Below are 18,630 nucleotides of genomic sequence, written 5' to 3'. Positions count from 1 at the left end.
GCATCGACGAACAGACCATTCCCGACCTGGCCTTTCGGTCAGATCAGGAACAGCCTGCTCTCTTTGCGCATAAGAGGGGCCGGTACGCGCGTAGTGAGTCCGAGCCCTCGGAAGGACCCCCTCTTGGCCGCCTCGCGCAACGCCTCGACCTCGAATACGAATCCCGCCGCCAGCACTGCCCCGCTGCGCATCTCTTTTGCAAAGATCAAGGAGCCTCTCGAGGTTCCCAACCTGCTCGCGCTGCAGACCGAGAGCTTTGACTGGCTGCTCGGCAACACCGCCTGGCAGAGTCGGGTCGAGGAGGCTCTGGAGAACGGACAGGACGTCCCCACCAAGTCCGGTCTGGAGGAGATCTTCGAGGAGATCTCCCCGATCGAGGACTTCTCCGGGTCGATGTCGCTGACGTTCCGCGACCACCGTTTCGAGCCGCCGAAGAACAGCATCGACGAGTGCAAGGACCGCGACTTCACGTACGCGGCCCCGCTCTTCGTCACCGCCGAGTTCACCAACAACGAGACCGGCGAGATCAAGTCCCAGACGGTCTTCATGGGCGACTTCCCGCTCATGACCCACAAGGGCACCTTCGTCATCAACGGCACCGAGCGTGTCGTGGTGTCGCAGCTGGTCCGTTCGCCGGGTGTCTACTTCGACTCCTCCATCGACAAGACGTCCGACAAGGACATCTTCTCCGCCAAGATCATCCCGTCCCGGGGTGCCTGGCTGGAGATGGAGATCGACAAGCGCGACATGGTCGGTGTGCGTATCGACCGCAAGCGCAAGCAGTCCGTGACCGTCCTCCTCAAGGCACTCGGCTGGACCACCGAGCAGATCCTGGAGGAGTTCGGCGAGTACGAGTCCATGCGCGCCACCCTGGAGAAGGACCACACCCAGGGGCAGGACGACGCGCTGCTCGACATCTACCGCAAGCTGCGTCCGGGCGAGCCCCCCACGCGTGAGGCCGCGCAGACGCTGCTGGAGAACCTGTACTTCAACCCCAAGCGCTACGACCTCGCGAAGGTCGGCCGCTACAAGGTCAACAAGAAGCTGGGTGCGGAGGCTCCGCTCGACGCGGGCGTCCTGACCGTCGAGGACGTCATCTCGACGATCAAGTACCTGGTGAAGCTGCACGCGGGCGAGACCGAGACGGCTGCCGACAACGGCACGACGATCGTCGTCGAGACCGACGACATCGACCACTTCGGCAACCGTCGTCTGCGCAGCGTCGGCGAGCTCATCCAGAACCAGGTCCGTACGGGTCTGGCGCGTATGGAGCGTGTCGTCCGCGAGCGCATGACGACCCAGGACGTCGAGGCGATCACGCCCCAGACCCTGATCAACATCCGGCCGGTCGTCGCCTCCATCAAGGAGTTCTTCGGCACCAGCCAGCTGTCGCAGTTCATGGACCAGAACAACCCGCTGTCGGGTCTGACGCACAAGCGTCGTCTCTCGGCGCTGGGTCCCGGTGGTCTGTCCCGTGAGCGGGCCGGCTTCGAGGTCCGTGACGTGCACCCCTCGCACTACGGCCGCATGTGCCCGATCGAGACGCCCGAAGGCCCGAACATCGGTCTGATCGGCTCGCTCGCCTCCTACGGCCGCGTCAACGCGTTCGGTTTCGTGGAGACGCCGTACCGCCGGGTCACCGACGGTGTCGTCACCGACGAGGTCGACTACCTGACGGCCGACGAGGAGGACCGCTTCGTCATCGCGCAGGCCAACGCCACGCTCGACGACGACATGCGCTTCACCGAGAACCGCGTCCTGGTCCGCCGTCGTGGCGGCGAGGTCGACTACGTCCCCGGGGACGACGTCGACTACATGGACGTCTCGCCGCGCCAGATGGTGTCGGTCGCGACCGCCATGATCCCCTTCCTGGAGCACGACGACGCCAACCGTGCCCTCATGGGCGCGAACATGATGCGTCAGGCCGTGCCGCTCATCAAGAGCGAGGCCCCGCTCGTCGGCACCGGCATGGAGTACCGCTCCGCCGTCGACGCCGGCGACGTGGTCAAGGCCGAGAAGGCGGGTGTGGTCCAGGAGGTCTCCGCCGACTACATCACCACCACCAACGACGACGGCACGTACATCACGTACCGCCTGGCCAAGTTCGCCCGGTCCAACCAGGGCACCTCGGTCAACCAGAAGGTCATCGTCAACGAGGGCGACCGGATCATCGAGGGCCAGGTCCTGGCCGACGGTCCGGCCACCGAGAACGGCGAGATGGCGCTGGGCAAGAACCTGCTCGTGGCGTTCATGCCGTGGGAGGGTCACAACTACGAGGACGCGATCATCCTGTCGCAGCGCCTCGTGCAGGACGACGTCCTCTCCTCGATCCACATCGAGGAGCACGAGGTCGACGCCCGTGACACCAAGCTCGGCCCCGAGGAGATCACCCGGGACATCCCGAACGTCTCCGAGGAGGTCCTCGCCGACCTCGACGAGCGCGGCATCATCCGCATCGGTGCCGAGGTCGTCGCCGGCGACATCCTCGTCGGCAAGGTCACGCCCAAGGGTGAGACCGAGCTGACCCCCGAGGAGCGGCTGCTCCGCGCGATCTTCGGTGAGAAGGCCCGTGAGGTCCGTGACACCTCGCTGAAGGTGCCGCACGGCGAGATCGGCAAGGTCATCGGCGTCCGCGTCTTCGACCGCGAGGAGGGCGACGAGCTTCCCCCCGGTGTGAACCAGCTGGTGCGCGTGTACGTGGCGCAGAAGCGCAAGATCACCGACGGTGACAAGCTCGCCGGCCGTCACGGCAACAAGGGTGTCATCTCCAAGATCCTGCCGATCGAGGACATGCCGTTCCTGGAGGACGGCACCCCGGTCGACATCATCCTCAACCCGCTCGGCGTCCCGTCCCGAATGAACCCGGGACAGGTGCTGGAGATCCACCTCGGCTGGCTCGCCAGCCGCGGCTGGGACGTCTCCGGCCTCGGCGACGACTGGGCGAAGCGTCTGCAGGTCATCGGCGCCGACTCCGTCGCCCCCGGCACCAACGTCGCGACCCCGGTCTTCGACGGTGCCCGCGAGGACGAGCTGGCCGGTCTGCTCCAGCACACCATCCCGAACCGCGACGGCGAGCGCATGGTGCAGCCGACCGGTAAGGCGAGGATGTTCGACGGCCGCTCCGGTGAGCCGTTCCCGGACCCGATCTCCATCGGGTACATGTACATCCTCAAGCTCCACCACCTGGTCGACGACAAGCTGCACGCCCGGTCGACCGGTCCGTACTCGATGATCACCCAGCAGCCGCTGGGTGGTAAGGCCCAGTTCGGTGGCCAGCGCTTCGGTGAGATGGAGGTGTGGGCGCTGGAGGCTTACGGCGCCGCGTACGCCCTCCAGGAGCTGCTGACCATCAAGTCCGACGACGTGACCGGCCGCGTGAAGGTCTACGAGGCCATCGTCAAGGGCGAGAACATCCCCGAGCCCGGCATCCCCGAGTCCTTCAAGGTGCTCATCAAGGAGATGCAGTCCCTGTGCCTCAACGTGGAGGTGCTGTCCTCGGACGGCATGTCCATCGAGATGCGCGACACCGACGAGGACGTCTTCCGCGCTGCGGAGGAGCTTGGCATCGACCTGTCCCGGCGCGAGCCGAGCAGCGTCGAAGAGGTCTGACGGGAGTTCGGAGGCCTTCACCGCGAGAAGCATGAAGGCCTCCGGCCCCAGGACCCCCGTATCAGACCCCATGACTTACAACCCTGAGAGGGATTGACGCATAGTGCTCGACGTCAACTTCTTCGACGAGCTCCGGATCGGTCTGGCCACCGCTGACGACATCCGTCAGTGGAGCCACGGCGAGGTCAAGAAGCCCGAGACGATCAACTACCGCACGCTCAAGCCCGAAAAGGACGGACTCTTCTGCGAGAAGATCTTCGGTCCGACCCGGGACTGGGAGTGCTACTGCGGCAAGTACAAGCGTGTCCGCTTCAAGGGCATCATCTGTGAGCGCTGTGGCGTCGAGGTCACGCGCGCCAAGGTGCGCCGTGAGCGGATGGGCCACATCGAGCTGGCCGCTCCCGTCACCCACATCTGGTACTTCAAGGGCGTCCCGTCGCGGCTGGGCTACCTGCTCGACCTCGCCCCGAAGGACCTGGAGAAGGTCATCTACTTCGCGGCGTACATGATCACGTACGTCGACGAGGAGCGCCGCACCCGCGACCTGCCCTCGCTGGAGGCCCACGTCTCCGTCGAGCGCCAGCAGGTCGAGAACCGCCGGGACGCCGACCTGGAGGCCCGCGCCAAGAAGCTCGAGACCGACCTGGCCGAGCTGGAGGCCGAGGGCGCCAAGGCCGACGTGCGCCGCAAGGTGCGCGAGGGCGCCGAGCGCGAGATGAAGCAGCTGCGCGACCGTACGCAGCGCGAGATCGACCGTCTCGACGAGGTGTGGACCCGGTTCAAGAACCTCAAGGTCCAGGACCTGGAGGGCGACGAGCTCCTCTACCGCGAGCTGCGTGACCGCTTCGGCACGTACTTCGACGGCTCGATGGGTGCCGCGGCGCTGCAGAAGCGCCTGGAGTCCTTCGACCTGGACGAGGAGGCCGAGCGCCTCCGCGAGATCATCCGCACCGGCAAGGGCCAGAAGAAGACCCGTGCGCTCAAGCGCCTCAAGGTCGTCTCCGCGTTCCTGCAGACCAGCAACAGCCCCAAGGGCATGGTGCTCGACTGCGTGCCGGTCATCCCGCCGGACCTCCGCCCGATGGTGCAGCTGGACGGTGGCCGCTTCGCGACCTCCGACCTGAACGACCTGTACCGCCGTGTGATCAACCGGAACAACCGACTGAAGCGGCTTCTCGACCTCGGCGCGCCCGAGATCATCGTGAACAACGAGAAGCGCATGCTCCAGGAGGCCGTCGACGCGCTGTTCGACAACGGCCGTCGTGGCCGTCCGGTCACCGGTCCCGGCAACCGCCCGCTGAAGTCCCTGAGCGACATGCTCAAGGGCAAGCAGGGTCGATTCCGTCAGAACCTGCTCGGCAAGCGTGTGGACTACTCCGCGCGTTCCGTGATCGTCGTCGGTCCGCAGCTGAAGCTGCACCAGTGCGGTCTGCCGAAGGCGATGGCGCTGGAGCTGTTCAAGCCGTTCGTGATGAAGCGGCTCGTGGACCTCAACCACGCGCAGAACATCAAGAGCGCCAAGCGCATGGTGGAGCGCGGCCGCACCGTCGTGTACGACGTCCTCGAAGAGGTCATCGCCGAGCACCCGGTGCTGCTGAACCGTGCTCCCACCCTGCACCGCCTCGGCATCCAGGCCTTCGAGCCGCAGCTGGTCGAGGGCAAGGCCATCCAGATCCACCCGCTCGTCTGCACCGCGTTCAACGCGGACTTCGACGGTGACCAGATGGCCGTGCACCTGCCGCTCTCCGCGGAGGCGCAGGCCGAGGCCCGCATCCTGATGCTGTCCTCGAACAACATCCTCAAGCCCGCCGACGGCCGTCCGGTGACGATGCCGACCCAGGACATGGTCCTCGGTCTGTTCTTCCTCACCACCGACGGCGAACTGCGTGACACCAAGGGCGAGGGGCGTTCGTTCGCCTCCACGGCCGAGGCGATCATGGCGTTCGACGCCGGCGAGCTGGCGCTGCAGTCCCAGGTGGACATCCGCTTCCCGGTGGGCACCATCCCGCCGCGCGGCTGGATGCCGCCGGCGCGCGAGGAGGGCGAGCCGGAGTGGCAGCAGGGTGACAGCTTCCGGCTGAAGACCACGCTGGGCCGCGCGCTCTTCAACGAGCTGCTGCCCGAGGACTACCCGTTCGTCGACTACTCGGTGGGCAAGAAGCAGCTCTCCGAGATCGTCAACGACCTGGCCGAGCGCTACCCCAAGGTCATCGTGGCGGCGACGCTCGACAACCTGAAGGCGGCCGGCTTCTTCTGGGCGACCCGTTCCGGTGTCACCGTGGCCATCTCCGACGTCGTCGTTCCCGAGGCGAAGAAGGAGATCGTCAAGGGTTACGAGGCGCAGGACGAGAAGGTCCAGAAGCAGTACGAGCGCGGTCTGATCACCAAGGAAGAGCGCACGCAGGAGCTCATCGCGATCTGGACCAAGGCGACCAACGAGGTCGCCGAGGCGATGAACGCGAACTTCCCGAAGACGAACCCCATCTTCATGATGGTCGACTCGGGTGCCCGCGGAAACATGATGCAGATGCGTCAGATCGCCGGTATGCGTGGTCTGGTGTCGAACGCCAAGAACGAGACGATCCCGCGTCCCATCAAGGCGTCCTTCCGCGAGGGCCTGTCCGTGCTGGAGTACTTCATCTCCACGCACGGTGCCCGTAAGGGTCTGGCGGACACCGCCCTGCGTACCGCCGACTCGGGTTACCTGACCCGTCGTCTGGTGGACGTCTCGCAGGACGTCATCATCCGCGAGGAGGACTGCGGCACCGAGCGCGGTCTGAAGCTGCGGATCGCCTCGAAGGACGAGGCCGGCATCCTGCGCAAGGCCGAGGACGTCGAGACCAGCGTCTACGCCCGCATGCTCGCCGAGGACGTCGTCATCGACGGCAAGGTGATCGCGCCGGCCAACGTGGACCTGGGCGACGTGCTCATCGACCAGCTCGTGCACCACGGTGTCGAGGAGGTCAAGACCCGCTCGATCCTGACCTGTGAGTCCAAGGTCGGCACGTGTGCCATGTGCTACGGCCGCTCCCTGGCCACCGGCAAGCTGGTCGACATCGGTGAGGCGGTCGGCATCATCGCCGCCCAGTCCATCGGTGAGCCCGGCACCCAGCTGACGATGCGTACCTTCCACACCGGTGGTGTGGCCGGTGACGACATCACGCAGGGTCTGCCGCGTGTCGTCGAGCTCTTCGAGGCCCGTACGCCCAAGGGTGTCGCGCCGATCTCCGAGGCGGCCGGTCGCGTCCGCATCGAGGAGACGGAGAAGACCAAGAAGATCGTCATCACGCCGGACGACGGCAGCGACGAGACGGCGTTCCCGATCTCGAAGCGCGCCCGTCTGCTGGTGAGCGAGGGCGAGCACGTCGAGGTGGGCCAGAAGCTCACCGTGGGTGCCACCAACCCGCACGACGTGCTGCGCATCCTGGGTCAGCGTGCCGTCCAGGTCCACCTGGTCGGCGAGGTCCAGAAGGTCTACAACTCGCAGGGTGTGTCGATCCACGACAAGCACATCGAGATCATCATCCGGCAGATGCTCCGCCGCGTGACGATCATCGAGTCCGGCGACGCCGAGCTGCTGCCCGGTGAGCTGGTCGAGCGCTCGAAGTTCGAGACCGAGAACCGTCGTGTGGTCCAGGAGGGCGGTCACCCGGCCTCCGGTCGTCCGCAGCTGATGGGTATCACCAAGGCCTCGCTGGCGACGGAATCCTGGCTGTCGGCCGCCTCCTTCCAGGAGACGACCCGAGTCCTGACGGACGCGGCGATCAACGCCAAGTCCGACAGCCTCATCGGCCTCAAGGAGAACGTCATCATCGGTAAGCTCATCCCGGCCGGTACGGGTCTGTCCCGCTACCGCAACATCCGGGTCGAGCCGACCGAGGAGGCCAAGGCCGCGATGTACTCGGCCGTCGGCTACGACGACATCGACTACTCGCCGTTCGGCACGGGCTCCGGCCAGGCCGTTCCGCTGGAGGACTACGACTACGGTCCGTACAACCAGTAAGGCGTACGTCTGAAGCATCGAAGGGCGGTCACCCCGTGGGGGTGGCCGCCCTTCGGCGTGGGCGGGGCCGTCTGCCGCTGATCCCCTAGAATGTGGGACTGCCTTGGTGGCAACGGCGTTCCGTTGCGACGCCCTCCGCGGAGGGCGAAGGACGAAGGCGTGGGGGACGTATGCGCCGATGCCCGTGCGGAGTCGTGGCCGTGCGGTCCGATCAACTGGTGTGCCGGGCGTGCTTCGCGCCGTACTCCCTCGACGCCTCCGCCCGAGTCGAACTCGTTTTCCCCACCGGGGTGTTGACAGTCCCCGCCGGCCGGCCGCTCGTGCTGGGCAGAGAGGCCGACGCGGTCACAGCCCGGCTGCTCGAACCGTACGGCAACCTCTCGCGTCGGCACGCCTCCGTACGGGTCGACGCGGACGGCTGTGCCTGGATCCGCGACGAGGGTTCGATGAACGGCACCTTCGTCGAGGAACGCAGGATCGTGTCGGGGGAGTGGGTGCCCCTGGTCGTCGGAGACCGGCTCAGGCTCGCGGCCGACCTGTGGGTTCTCGTCCGTGCCGTGGAGGGGGACGACGCGTGAGACCCGATGGGTACGCCCTGCCCGAGCCGCTGGCCGGCCGTTTCCCCGACGGCGCCGTACCGATCGGCCAGGGGGCCGAGGCCGATGTCTACCGGGTGAGCGAAGGCGACGGCACCCGCCGCGCCGTGAAGCTGTACCGGCCGGGCGTGCACGCCGACCGGACGGTCTGGCGGAAGCTGGGGCTGCTGCAGCACCCGGCGATCGTGCGGATGGTGTGGCACGGAAGCACAGCCGACGGGCGGGACTTCGAGGTGCTGGAACACCTCGGCGGCGGCTGCCTGCAGGACCGGCTGGGCGTCGCCCTGGGGGAGAAGCACGTCACCTCGCTGGTGCGGCGGTTGGTGGGAGGACTGATCTGTCTGCACGAGGCGGGCATCGTCCACCGGGACCTGAAGCCGTCGAACCTCCTCCACCGGAACCGGAAGCCGGACAGAGGCATCGTCATCGCGGACTTCGGGATCAGCCGGGGGCGGGGGGAGGCGCTCCGCACGACCTCGATGACGCTCGCCTACGCACCGCCGGAGTATGTGCTGAACCAACGGTTCACTCCGGCGTACGACTGGTGGTCGCTCGGCATGATCGTGCGGCAGTCGGCCACCGGTACGCCGCCGTTCGCTGGCCTCGACGAAAGGGACATCCGGGAGCGGCTCGCCGGCGGTGAGATCTCCCTGGAGAACGTGCCGGGGCGGCGGCTGCCGGTGCTGTGTGCCGGGTTGCTGCGCCCTGAACCGGAGGACCGCTGGACGGGGCGGCAGGTGCTGGAGTGGCTGGACGGGCACGACATGGCCGTACGCGTCGAGCGGCCCGAGCCGCGCCTCGGTGCCCCGTCGACCCGCCGTGATCCACCATCGCCGCGCCCCGCACCCGCACCCGCACCGCCCCTGCGGGGACTGGCCTACGCCGGAGAACTCCACACCACGCGGCGGAGCCTCGCCGCGGCGATCCGCCGCCGTCCGGACGCCGATCACCACTTCTTCGGCACCATGGGATCGCCCGAGGCGCCCTCGGAGGTGTGGCGTGAACTGCTCGGGTGGTTGCGGGAGTTCGACGACCTGACCGTCGCGGAACGAGAACAGCGCACGAAGCTCATCGACCGGTGGCTCACTCGCGATCTGCCCGCCCCGCTCAAGCTCCTGCGGCTGCTGCTGTGGCTCGACCCCTCGGGCGCCCCTTCGTACCGGGGGCAGGACCTCGACCTGGATCAACTGGCCGCCACGTGCTGGAGGGCACGTCAGAAGGGAGACAGCGCCGACGCCGACCTCGTGGCCGCCCTGAGCGGAGAGATGCTGGACACCCTGGGAGAGTTCCCCGCGCTGCGGGACCTCAGGGGCGTAGGGCTCCGGTGGGAACAGGCGGCCCTGCAGTGGGAGACGGCGAGTGCGTCGACCATGCCCAAGCCGTTGCGGAACACGGCGGACCCCGGACTGAGGGCCCTGCTGTTGCTGAGCGTGCTGCCGGGCGGGGCGGCCGGGGAACGGTTGCGCGAGCTGGGGACCGGGCTGCCGGATCCGGAGCAGGACACCTCCTGGTACCGGCGGCTGTACCGGCTGTGCAGCGCCGAATCCGCTCTGCTGGGTGACGTCGTCCGGGCGTACTGGGGCCGCACCGCCGCAGAGGAGCAGGAGCAGTGGCGGGCGGCGGCCGAGCAGCGTGCCCGACGGATGAAGGCCGAACGGCTGGAGGACCAGCGCAAGGAAGCCGAGCGCAGGAAGGCCGAGCGCGCGGAAGCCGACCGCCGGACTCGGCGTGCCGCCGAGCAGGCTGAGGAGCAGCGGAAAGCACGACTGAAGGCCGCCGAGCGTGAGGCGGAAGAAGCCGAACTGGCGGCTGAGTACTACGCGGTCCTGGACGCCTGGGAGGAGGGCGAGCGCCGACGGCTGTCGTTCGTGGCACGGCAGAGGGCGGCCTTGCAAGCCTTGTTCTGGGGCAGCAGCCTGGTGACTCTGACCGTGGTGGTTTCCTACGCGGTCTGGGCGGTCACCGGCCATGAGCGGGTCGCATCGTGGCTGGCCTGGGAGACGGGGCTGATCGCGCTGCCGACACTGTGGATCGCGATGAGGGCCGCGTATGGACTGGGCGATGCGTACCGGCCGGCCGTGTGGCTGCTGCCGTACGGCCGGGAGGGCAGGGCGTCCTGGTGGGAGCACGGTCGTCTGGGGTCGGCCTCGCGGTTCGGGACGGGCCTGGTGAGCACGGCCGTGTACATCTGGGGAGCTGGGTCGATCTGGGACCTCACGCGGGCCGAACTGGATCGGGAGCCGCATGTCGTGCCGCTGTTCCCCCTCGTCCTCGCGGGAACGCTCGGTCTCCTCGTCGCGTTTGTGCTGCTTGACCTGGTGAAGCAAGGCGAGACGCCGAAGAGCGTGGGGTACACACGGCGCGAGGCTGCGTTCGAGGCGGCGAAGCAGGCGGTCAGGGACCGGTGGCCGGGGGTGCAACTCAGGCCGAGGAACTGGTTCCGGCAGCCCTGACCGGTCAATCGGTCAGGCGCAGCCGCTCGATCACGCGGCGCAGCCGGTGGTGCGGCGGCAGGTCGCGGGCGGCCTGGTCGCGCAGTCGGTTCAGCGTGGCCTCGGCGTCCTCGTGCCGGCCCAGCCCGTCGAGGGCCCGGACGCGGCCCAATCGAGCGGCTGTCAGGGCGGGATGGGTGTGCCGGTCCGCGGCCTGCAGACACTGAGCGATACCGGCGAACGCGGTGTCCGCAGTGTGGAACCGGCCGGTGGTCAGGTGGTGTTCGGCGTCCTCCAGGGCCTGCCACAGATCGTCGTCCGGTGGTGGGGGCGCGGCACCTGTCTCGATCTCTCGTTCCGCCGCCAGATCGACCGCGGCGCCGGGCGACGGCGCCGGGTCGTGGACCACGGGCTGCTCGACCGTCTCCTTCGGCCCGCCTCCCCGCTGCGTGGGCGTGTAGGCGAGCCGCGGTCGGCCGGCCGCCTCCAGCCGGTCCAGGATCGTCCGGAGCCGGACCGCCGAGCTGAAGGCTGTGGGGCGGGCCTTGGGGTCCTTGTCGAGCATGGCCGTGATCAGTGCGGCGAGGTCGGCCGGTACGGGGAGCCGGGGCGGCTCCTCGTTCAGCACCTTGAGCAGTGCCACGTCCCCGTTCGCGTCCCCGAAGGGCGTGCCTCCGGCCAGGAGGGCGTACAGGGTCACGCCCAGCGAGAACACGTCCGACGGGCCTGCCGCCGTGGCGCCGCGTGCCTGCTCCGGTGAGGCGTAGCCGGGTGTGCAGCCAGGGGTCGTACCCCTGCGTGTCAGCAGCGGGGCGGCCGGGGTGAGCGCCGAGACCAGACCGAAGTCGCAGAGCTTGGGACGGCCCGTGCCCGTCAGCAGGATGTTGGCGGGCTTGACGTCCCGGTGCCAGATCCGCAGGTGGTGCGCCGCCGACAGTGCCCCGGCGGTCCGGGCACAGATGTCCACGGCCTGCGCCACCGGCAAGGGACCGCTCTCCCGCAGTTTCTGCGCCAGGCTCGGGCCGTCCAGGAACTCCATCACGGAGAAGGGGGTGCCCTGGTGGGTGCCGCGGTCGAAGATCGTGACGATGTGGTCGTGGGCCAGCCTGGCCAGTGCGCGGACCTCCCGGTCGAAGCGGGCCAGTGCCTCTTGCCGCAGGTCGCCGGAGAGTTCGGCGAGCGGCTGGAGCACCTTGACCGCCACGCGCCGTCCCAGTTGCTCGTCGACCCCGGCGTAGACCTGGCCCTGGCCGCCCGCGCCGAGGAGCCGCTCCAGCCGGTAGCGGTCCGACAGGAGGGCGCCCTCCGCCGACGCGTGTTCGCTGCTCATCCGCGCCCTCCACGGCCATGCGGGGGACGCGGACGCAGCATCGTCGGGCCCGTGTCGGCGGAAGTCAGCGGGCGGGGCGGCTCGGCGGGCGTGCTCTCGAAGACGTACTGCCGGCCGCTCAGTTCCAGGGCGACCGTCTCGTGCAGGAGTACCAACTGTCCGGAACGCAGGATCCACGTGCCGTCCCGGCGCAGTCGTACGTCGTCGTCGCCGGTCCGCCTGATCACCGTGCCGTTGGAACTGGTGTCCCGGATCCGGACGCGGCCGTCCGTGAACGCGACCGTGATGTGGCCGCGGCTCATCCAGGTACGGGCGGCGAAGCCGAGCCAGGGTGCCAGGGCGACTCCGTCCTGCCGCGCGGGCGCCCGGCCGACGGCGACCTCCGCGCCGAGCGGCACCACGAACCGGGTGCGCACGGTGTCGTCGACCCGCACCTTCAGCTGGACTCGGTCCGGCGTGGTTCCCACCGGGTCGAGCACGAGTTCGTGGGTGGGGCACCAGCTCCTGCCTCGGCGTCGGCGCGGCAGGGGCTGGTCGGTTGTCCGGCCGGTCCCGAACAGGGGACAGTCGGCTTCGGGGCACCGCCAGACCGTGGAAAGCAGATCCCGGCGTACACCGGGGCCCCGGCGGTCGCAGAGCCCGTGGGCAAGCAGGTCGGACTCCTCCCGCTTGCGGGAGATCTGCCACTCCTGAGGGGTGGGCATCACACGAGGGAGCACCGCGATGCCCAGGCCCGACGTGTCCGGTACGGGGCGGAGGAAACTGTCGGTGTTCCCGGCGATCCAGGCGTGGTCGGGAATCTGGTCGGCGAAGTTGTCGCAGGTGACCGCGGGCATGTCCAGGGCCTCGACGAGCTCCAGCAGCCGGGGATCCGCCACCGGCCGTACCTCCAGGAGGCCTTCGGCGGCCCACCTGGCCAGCAGTGCGCGTTCCGCAACGGTCAGGTGGGTGTCGTGGAGCAGGGACCGGTCGCACACACCGTAGACCCGGACGGAGTCGTCGCGGGCGAAGACGGCCAGTGCGTCGGCGAGCCGGGTGAGCCGGGACAGGTCGGCGGGTCGTTCGTTGATCAGGCCCTGTTCCCGCACCACGTTCGCGACGTCGACGACGAAGTCCGCGGTCATCGCGTCGAGCGAGAGTCTGGTTCCGGTGTGCCCGCCGCTGTCGTTGCCGGTGTCCATGACGGCTCAGCGTAGAAGCCCCGTTCCGTGGACGGAGGCGGGTCACGGAACCGCGACGGAAGATCGTCGAACCGTGACACAACAGGGGCAAGGGAACCCGTGCTCGGGGGCGGGTGTTGGAGCATCATGGAGGAACAACCAGTCCGGGGGAGTGTTTCTCGTGTCGAACCCGTCGTGGCAGCCGATTCCTTGGCAGCAGGCGCAGGGCAGCAGCCCTTCGATGCTCGCCGCACACGCCGACCGTGAGCGTGCCGTGGATGTCCTGAAGGCGGGGTTCAGCGAGGGCCGCCTGCCGCAGGACGAGTACGAGCGGCGCGTGGAGCGGGCCTACAAGGCGCGCACAGTGGGGGAGCTGTCCCTCCTGGTCGCCGACCTGCCCCAGGGCCCCTCGGGGATGCAGCCGACCGCGATGGGCGCCCCGGTGCCCAGGACGTTCATGCCGGCGCCCCTGCCGCCCCCGGTGACCAACGGCAAGGCCGTGGGGTCCATGGTGTGCGGCGTGCTCACCACCATGACGATGGGGCTCACCGGCATTCCCGCGGTCATTCTCGGCCACACCGCCCGCGCCGAGATCAGGCGTACGGGCGAGGGCGGCGACGGCTTCGCGCTGGCCGGGATCATCCTCGGCTGGCTCTCCGTGGCCGGCTGGGCCTTCTTCCTGGTCCTCATCGCCGTTCTGGAGACGTCCGCGAACGTCTGACGCCGGGGCCGCGCCCGGGAGTTCGCGGGGGCGCGGGACCGTGCCGGTCGCCGGTTCCGCCGTGCGGGCGCCCCCTGTCCAAACCACCGCCCGCCCATTTGTTTTGACCATAGCGAATGAGGTAGGTACGCTCAGACCTTGTGCCTGGGGTGTGCCCTGGCTCTCGTGCGTGCCTTCAACCGCACAGGGGGAGCCGTAAGCGGCCGCCGTACTCTGCGCCCTTTCTGCCTTGCGGCGGGAGTCAGCAGTTTCGACACACCCGACCGCGTGGGTCGGCGAATGTTCCAGGTTAGCTTCACCATTCGGCACACAGAAACCGGAGAAGTAGTGCCTACGATCCAGCAGCTGGTCCGGAAGGGCCGGCAGGACAAGGTCGAGAAGAACAAGACGCCCGCACTCGAGGGTTCGCCCCAGCGTCGCGGCGTCTGCACGCGTGTGTTCACGACCACCCCGAAGAAGCCGAACTCGGCCCTGCGTAAGGTCGCGCGTGTGCGTCTGACCAGCGGGATCGAGGTCACCGCTTACATTCCGGGTGAGGGACACAACCTGCAGGAGCACTCCATCGTGCTCGTGCGCGGCGGCCGTGTGAAGGACCTGCCCGGTGTTCGCTACAAGATCATCCGCGGTTCGCTCGACACCCAGGGTGTCAAGAACCGCAAGCAGGCCCGCAGCCGCTACGGCGCCAAGAAGGAGAAGTAAGAATGCCTCGTAAGGGCCCCGCCCCGAAGCGCCCGGTCATCATCGACCCGGTCTACGGTTCTCCTCTTGTCACGTCGCTGATCAACAAGGTGCTGCTGAACGGCAAGCGCTCCACCGCCGAGCGCATCGTGTACGGCGCCATGGAGGGCCTGCGCGAGAAGACCAGCAACGACCCGGTCATCACGCTGAAGCGCGCGCTGGAGAACATCAAGCCGACCCTCGAGGTCAAGTCCCGCCGTGTCGGTGGTGCGACGTACCAGGTTCCGATCGAGGTCAAGCCCGGTCGCGCCAACACGCTCGCGCTGCGCTGGCTGGTCGGTTACTCCCGCGCCCGTCGCGAGAAGACCATGACCGAGCGTCTGCTCAACGAGCTTCTCGACGCGTCCAACGGCCTCGGTGCCGCTGTGAAGAAGCGCGAGGACACCCACAAGATGGCCGAGTCCAACAAGGCCTTCGCGCACTACCGCTGGTAGTCGCTACCCCCATCGAGACCGAGAGAAGACCGAAGCCTTATGGCTACCACTTCACTTGACCTGGCCAGGGTCCGCAACATCGGGATCATGGCCCACATCGACGCGGGCAAGACGACCACCACCGAGCGGATCCTCTTCTACACCGGCGTCAGCTACAAGATCGGTGAGGTCCACGACGGCGCCGCCACCATGGACTGGATGGAGCAGGAGCAGGAGCGTGGCATCACGATCACCTCTGCTGCCACCACCTGTCACTGGCCGCTCGAGGACAACGACTACACGATCAACATCATCGACACCCCGGGTCACGTGGACTTCACGGTCGAGGTGGAGCGTTCGCTCCGCGTCCTCGACGGTGCCGTCACCGTGTTCGACGGTGTCGCGGGTGTCGAGCCGCAGTCCGAGACGGTGTGGCGTCAGGCCGACCGTTACGGCGTGCCGCGTATCTGCTTCGTCAACAAGCTCGACCGGACCGGCGCGGAGTTCCACCGCTGCGTGGACATGATCAAGGACCGCCTCGGCGCCGTCCCGATCATCATGCAGCTGCCGATCGGTGCCGAGATGGACTTCAAGGGCGTTGTGGACCTGGTCCGCATGAAGGCGCTCGTGTGGTCCGCCGAAGCGGCCAAGGGCGAGATGTACGACGTCGTCGACATCCCGGCCACGCACGCCGAGGCCGCCGAGGAGTACCGCGGTCGCCTGGTCGAGACCGTCGCGGAGAACGACGACGAGATCATGGAGCTGTTCCTGGAGGGCCAGGAGCCCACCGAGGAGCAGCTGTACGCCGCGATCCGTCGCATCACCATCGCGTCCGGCAAGTCCGACGGCGTCACGGTCACCCCGGTGTTCTGTGGCACCGCGTTCAAGAACAAGGGCGTCCAGCCCCTGCTCGACGCGGTCGTGCGCTACCTGCCGACCCCGCTCGACGTCGAGGCCATCGAGGGTCACGACGTCAAGGACCCCGAGGTCGTCGTCAAGCGCAAGCCCTCCGACGAGGAGCCGCTGTCCGCGCTGGCGTTCAAGATCATGAGCGACCCGCACCTCGGCAAGCTCACCTTCGTCCGGGTCTACTCGGGCCGCCTGGAGTCCGGCACCGCCGTGCTGAACTCCGTCAAGGGCAAGAAGGAGCGCATCGGCAAGATCTACCGTATGCACGCGAACAAGCGTGAGGAGATCGAGTCGGTGGGCGCCGGCGACATCATCGCCGTCATGGGTCTGAAGCAGACCACGACCGGTGAGACGCTGTGCGACGACAAGCAGCCGGTGATCCTGGAGTCCATGGACTTCCCGGCGCCGGTCATCCAGGTCGCCATCGAGCCCAAGTCCAAGGGTGACCAGGAGAAGCTGGGTGTCGCCATCCAGCGTCTCGCGGAGGAGGACCCCTCCTTCCAGGTCCACTCGGACGAGGAGACCGGCCAGACCATCATCGGTGGTATGGGCGAGCTGCACCTCGAGGTGCTGGTCGACCGTATGCGCCGTGAGTTCAAGGTCGAGGCCAACGTCGGCAAGCCTCAGGTCGCGTACCGTGAGACGATCCGCAAGGCCGTCGAGCGCGTGGACTACACCCACAAGAAGCAGACCGGTGGTACCGGTCAGTTCGCCAAGGTGCAGATCGCGATCGAGCCGATCACCGAGTCCGACGGGCCGGCGTACGAGTTCGTCAACAAGGTCACCGGTGGCCGTATCCCGCGGGAGTACATCCCGTCGGTGGACGCCGGTGCGCAGGAGGCCATGCAGTTCGGCATCCTCGCGGGCTACGAGATGACGGGCGTCCGCGTCACGCTCATCGACGGTGGCTACCACGAGGTCGACTCCTCCGAGCTGGCGTTCAAGATCGCCGGTTCGCAGGCCTTCAAGGAGGCCGCGCGCAAGGCTTCTCCCGTTCTTCTTGAGCCGATGATGGCCGTCGAGGTCACCACGCCCGAGGAGTCCATGGGCGACGTCATCGGCGACCTCAACTCCCGCCGTGGCCAGATCCAGGCCATGGAGGAGCGCAGCGGCGCCCGCGTCGTGAAGGGCCTCGTGCCCCTCTCGGAGATGTTCGGCTACGTCGGAGACCTCCGCAGCAAGACCTCGGGTCGCGCAAGCTACTCGATGCAGTTCGACTCCTACGCCGAGGTTCCGCGGAACGTCGCCGAGGAGATCATCGCGAAGGCCAAGGGCGAGTAACGCACCGCGTTCCACGCACCGCGTCCACACGCTTTAGGCTTGACTCCGGAGCCTCAGGGGGCAAACACCCGCGAACACGGGTGTTTGCCCAAGGACCCGGACTTTCCAGCAAAGATCACCTGGCGCCGATGAAGCAAGGCGTTCCAGAACCACTCCCAGGAGGACCCCCGTGGCGAAGGCGAAGTTCGAGCGGACTAAGCCGCACGTCAACATCGGCACCATCGGTCACATCGACCACGGTAAGACGACCCTCACGGCCGCCATTACCAAGGTGCTGCACGACGCGTTCCCGGACCTGAACGAGGCCTCGGCGTTCGACCAGATCGACAAGGCTCCCGAGGAGCGCCAGCGCGGTATCACCATCTCCATCGCGCACGTCGAGTACCAGACGGAGACCCGTCACTACGCCCACGTCGACTGCCCCGGTCACGCGGACTACATCAAGAACATGATCACGGGTGCGGCGCAGATGGACGGCGCCATCCTCGTCGTCGCCGCCACCGACGGCCCGATGCCGCAGACCAAGGAGCACGTGCTCCTGGCCCGCCAGGTCGGCGTTCCGTACATCGTCGTCGCCCTGAACAAGGCCGACATGGTGGACGACGAGGAGATCCTGGAGCTCGTCGAGCTCGAGGTCCGTGAGCTGCTCTCCGAGTACGAGTTCCCGGGCGACGACCTGCCGGTCGTCAAGGTCTCGGCGCTCAAGGCGCTCGAGGGCGACAAGGAGTGGGGCAACTCCGTCCTCGAGCTGATGAAGGCCGTCGACGAGAACATCCCGCAGCCCGAGCGTGACGTCGACAAGCCGTTCCTGATGCCGATCGAGGACGTCTTCACGATCACCGGTCGTGGCACCGTCGTCACCGGCCGTATCGAGCGTGGTGTCCTCAAGGTCAACGAGACCGTCGACATCGTCGGTATCAAGCAGGAGAAGACCACCACCACGGTCACCGGCATCGAGATGTTCCGCAAGCTGCTCGACGAGGGCCAGGCCGGTGAGAACGTCGGTCTGCTCCTCCGTGGCATCAAGCGCGAGGACGTCGAGCGCGGCCAGGTCATCATCAAGCCCGGTTCGGTCACGCCGCACACCGAGTTCGAGGCCCAGGCCTACATCCTGTCCAAGGACGAGGGTGGCCGCCACACGCCGTTCTTCAACAACTACCGCCCGCAGTTCTACTTCCGTACGACGGACGTGACCGGCGTCGTGACCCTCCCCGAGGGCACCGAGATGGTCATGCCCGGCGACAACACGGAGATGAAGGTTGAGCTCATTCAGCCCATCGCCATGGAAGAGGGCCTGAAGTTCGCCATCCGTGAGGGTGGCCGGACCGTGGGCGCCGGCCAGGTCATCAAGATCACGAAGTGACCTTGAACTGACCCGGTAGGTCCGAGGACCCGGTTGGGTCCGAGGGCTCGGTAGTTCTCCGGGGAGGCCCGTACG

The 18,630-nt window shown here is 67.8% G+C and carries 11 protein-coding genes; 9 read left to right on the top strand and 2 right to left on the bottom strand.

Annotation, left to right across the window (positions count from 1 at the left end):
- Positions 1 to 123 precede the first annotated feature (123 nt).
- The 4 genes from rpoB (at position 124) to SCAB_RS46995 (ending at position 10,661) form a co-directional block, all read left to right on the top strand.
- A complete protein-coding gene (gene rpoB / locus SCAB_RS17635; RefSeq protein WP_013001438.1) occupies positions 124 to 3,609 on the top strand; it encodes a DNA-directed RNA polymerase subunit beta in 3,486 nt (1,161 codons plus the stop codon).
- A gap of 103 nt (positions 3,610 to 3,712) precedes the next feature.
- Complete coding sequence (locus SCAB_RS17630; RefSeq protein ID WP_013001437.1) at positions 3,713 to 7,612, top strand: DNA-directed RNA polymerase subunit beta'; 3,900 nt, start codon at positions 3,713 to 3,715, stop codon at positions 7,610 to 7,612.
- A gap of 200 nt (positions 7,613 to 7,812) precedes the next feature.
- Positions 7,813 to 8,190, top strand: a complete 378-nt coding sequence (locus tag SCAB_RS47340) for an FHA domain-containing protein (protein ID WP_158512242.1) — start codon at positions 7,813 to 7,815, stop codon at positions 8,188 to 8,190.
- Entirely contained in the window at positions 8,187 to 10,661 is a 2,475-nt protein-coding gene (locus tag SCAB_RS46995; protein WP_013001435.1) for a protein kinase domain-containing protein, read from the top strand. The genes SCAB_RS47340 and SCAB_RS46995 overlap by 4 nt, the downstream gene beginning before the upstream one ends.
- A gap of 4 nt (positions 10,662 to 10,665) precedes the next feature.
- On the opposite strand, the gene SCAB_RS43770 is transcribed toward SCAB_RS46995, so the two are convergent.
- Together SCAB_RS43770 and SCAB_RS17610 are read right to left on the bottom strand one after the other, a co-directional pair.
- Positions 10,666 to 11,970: a serine/threonine-protein kinase gene (locus SCAB_RS43770; protein WP_013001434.1), complete on the bottom strand. Its 1,305-nt coding sequence runs from the start codon at positions 11,968 to 11,970 to the stop codon at positions 10,666 to 10,668.
- Positions 11,967 to 13,151, bottom strand: a complete 1,185-nt coding sequence (locus SCAB_RS17610) for an FHA domain-containing protein (RefSeq protein WP_013001433.1) — start codon at positions 13,149 to 13,151, stop codon at positions 11,967 to 11,969. Before SCAB_RS17610 ends, SCAB_RS43770 begins: the two co-directional genes overlap by 4 nt.
- Before the next feature lie 220 nt (positions 13,152 to 13,371).
- On the opposite strand from SCAB_RS17610, the gene SCAB_RS17605 reads away from it, so the two are divergent.
- From SCAB_RS17605 to tuf, 5 genes are all read left to right on the top strand, one after another.
- Positions 13,372 to 13,851 carry a DUF1707 and DUF4190 domain-containing protein gene (locus tag SCAB_RS17605; protein ID WP_037725113.1) on the top strand — a complete coding sequence of 160 codons (480 nt, stop codon included), beginning with the start codon at positions 13,372 to 13,374 and terminating at the stop codon, positions 13,849 to 13,851.
- A gap of 327 nt (positions 13,852 to 14,178) precedes the next feature.
- Complete coding sequence (rpsL, locus tag SCAB_RS17600) at positions 14,179 to 14,550, top strand: 30S ribosomal protein S12 (RefSeq protein WP_003948652.1); 372 nt, start codon at positions 14,179 to 14,181, stop codon at positions 14,548 to 14,550.
- 2 nt (positions 14,551 to 14,552) lie between these two features.
- Positions 14,553 to 15,023 (top strand): 30S ribosomal protein S7, encoded by a 471-nt coding sequence (gene rpsG, locus SCAB_RS17595; RefSeq protein WP_005481264.1) that lies wholly within the window; start codon positions 14,553 to 14,555, stop codon positions 15,021 to 15,023.
- A 39-nt stretch (positions 15,024 to 15,062) separates the two neighbouring features.
- Complete coding sequence (fusA, locus tag SCAB_RS17590; RefSeq protein WP_013001431.1) at positions 15,063 to 17,192, top strand: elongation factor G; 2,130 nt, start codon at positions 15,063 to 15,065, stop codon at positions 17,190 to 17,192.
- A gap of 169 nt (positions 17,193 to 17,361) precedes the next feature.
- Positions 17,362 to 18,555, top strand: a complete 1,194-nt coding sequence (gene tuf, locus SCAB_RS17585; RefSeq protein ID WP_013001430.1) for an elongation factor Tu — start codon at positions 17,362 to 17,364, stop codon at positions 18,553 to 18,555.
- Positions 18,556 to 18,630 lie beyond the last annotated feature (75 nt).

The organism is Streptomyces scabiei 87.22, assembly GCF_000091305.1.
GTDB classification, from domain to species: Bacteria; Actinomycetota; Actinomycetes; order Streptomycetales; family Streptomycetaceae; genus Streptomyces; species Streptomyces scabiei.
The sequence above is the reverse complement of the archived record's forward strand: the minus strand, read 5'-3'. Positions and strand labels throughout refer to the sequence as shown.

What these genes read in the sequence shown, in the direction of transcription:
- SCAB_RS17610 (WP_013001433.1), bottom strand. Translation starts at nt 13,151, where the DNA reads ATGGACACCGGCAACGACAGCGGCGGGCACACCGGAACCAGACTCTCG.
- fusA (WP_013001431.1), top strand. Translation starts at nt 15,063, where the DNA reads ATGGCTACCACTTCACTTGACCTGGCCAGGGTCCGCAACATCGGGATC.
- SCAB_RS17605 (WP_037725113.1), top strand. Translation starts at nt 13,372, where the DNA reads ATGCTCGCCGCACACGCCGACCGTGAGCGTGCCGTGGATGTCCTGAAG.
- rpsG (WP_005481264.1), top strand. Translation starts at nt 14,553, where the DNA reads ATGCCTCGTAAGGGCCCCGCCCCGAAGCGCCCGGTCATCATCGACCCG.
- SCAB_RS43770 (WP_013001434.1), bottom strand. Translation starts at nt 11,970, where the DNA reads ATGAGCAGCGAACACGCGTCGGCGGAGGGCGCCCTCCTGTCGGACCGC.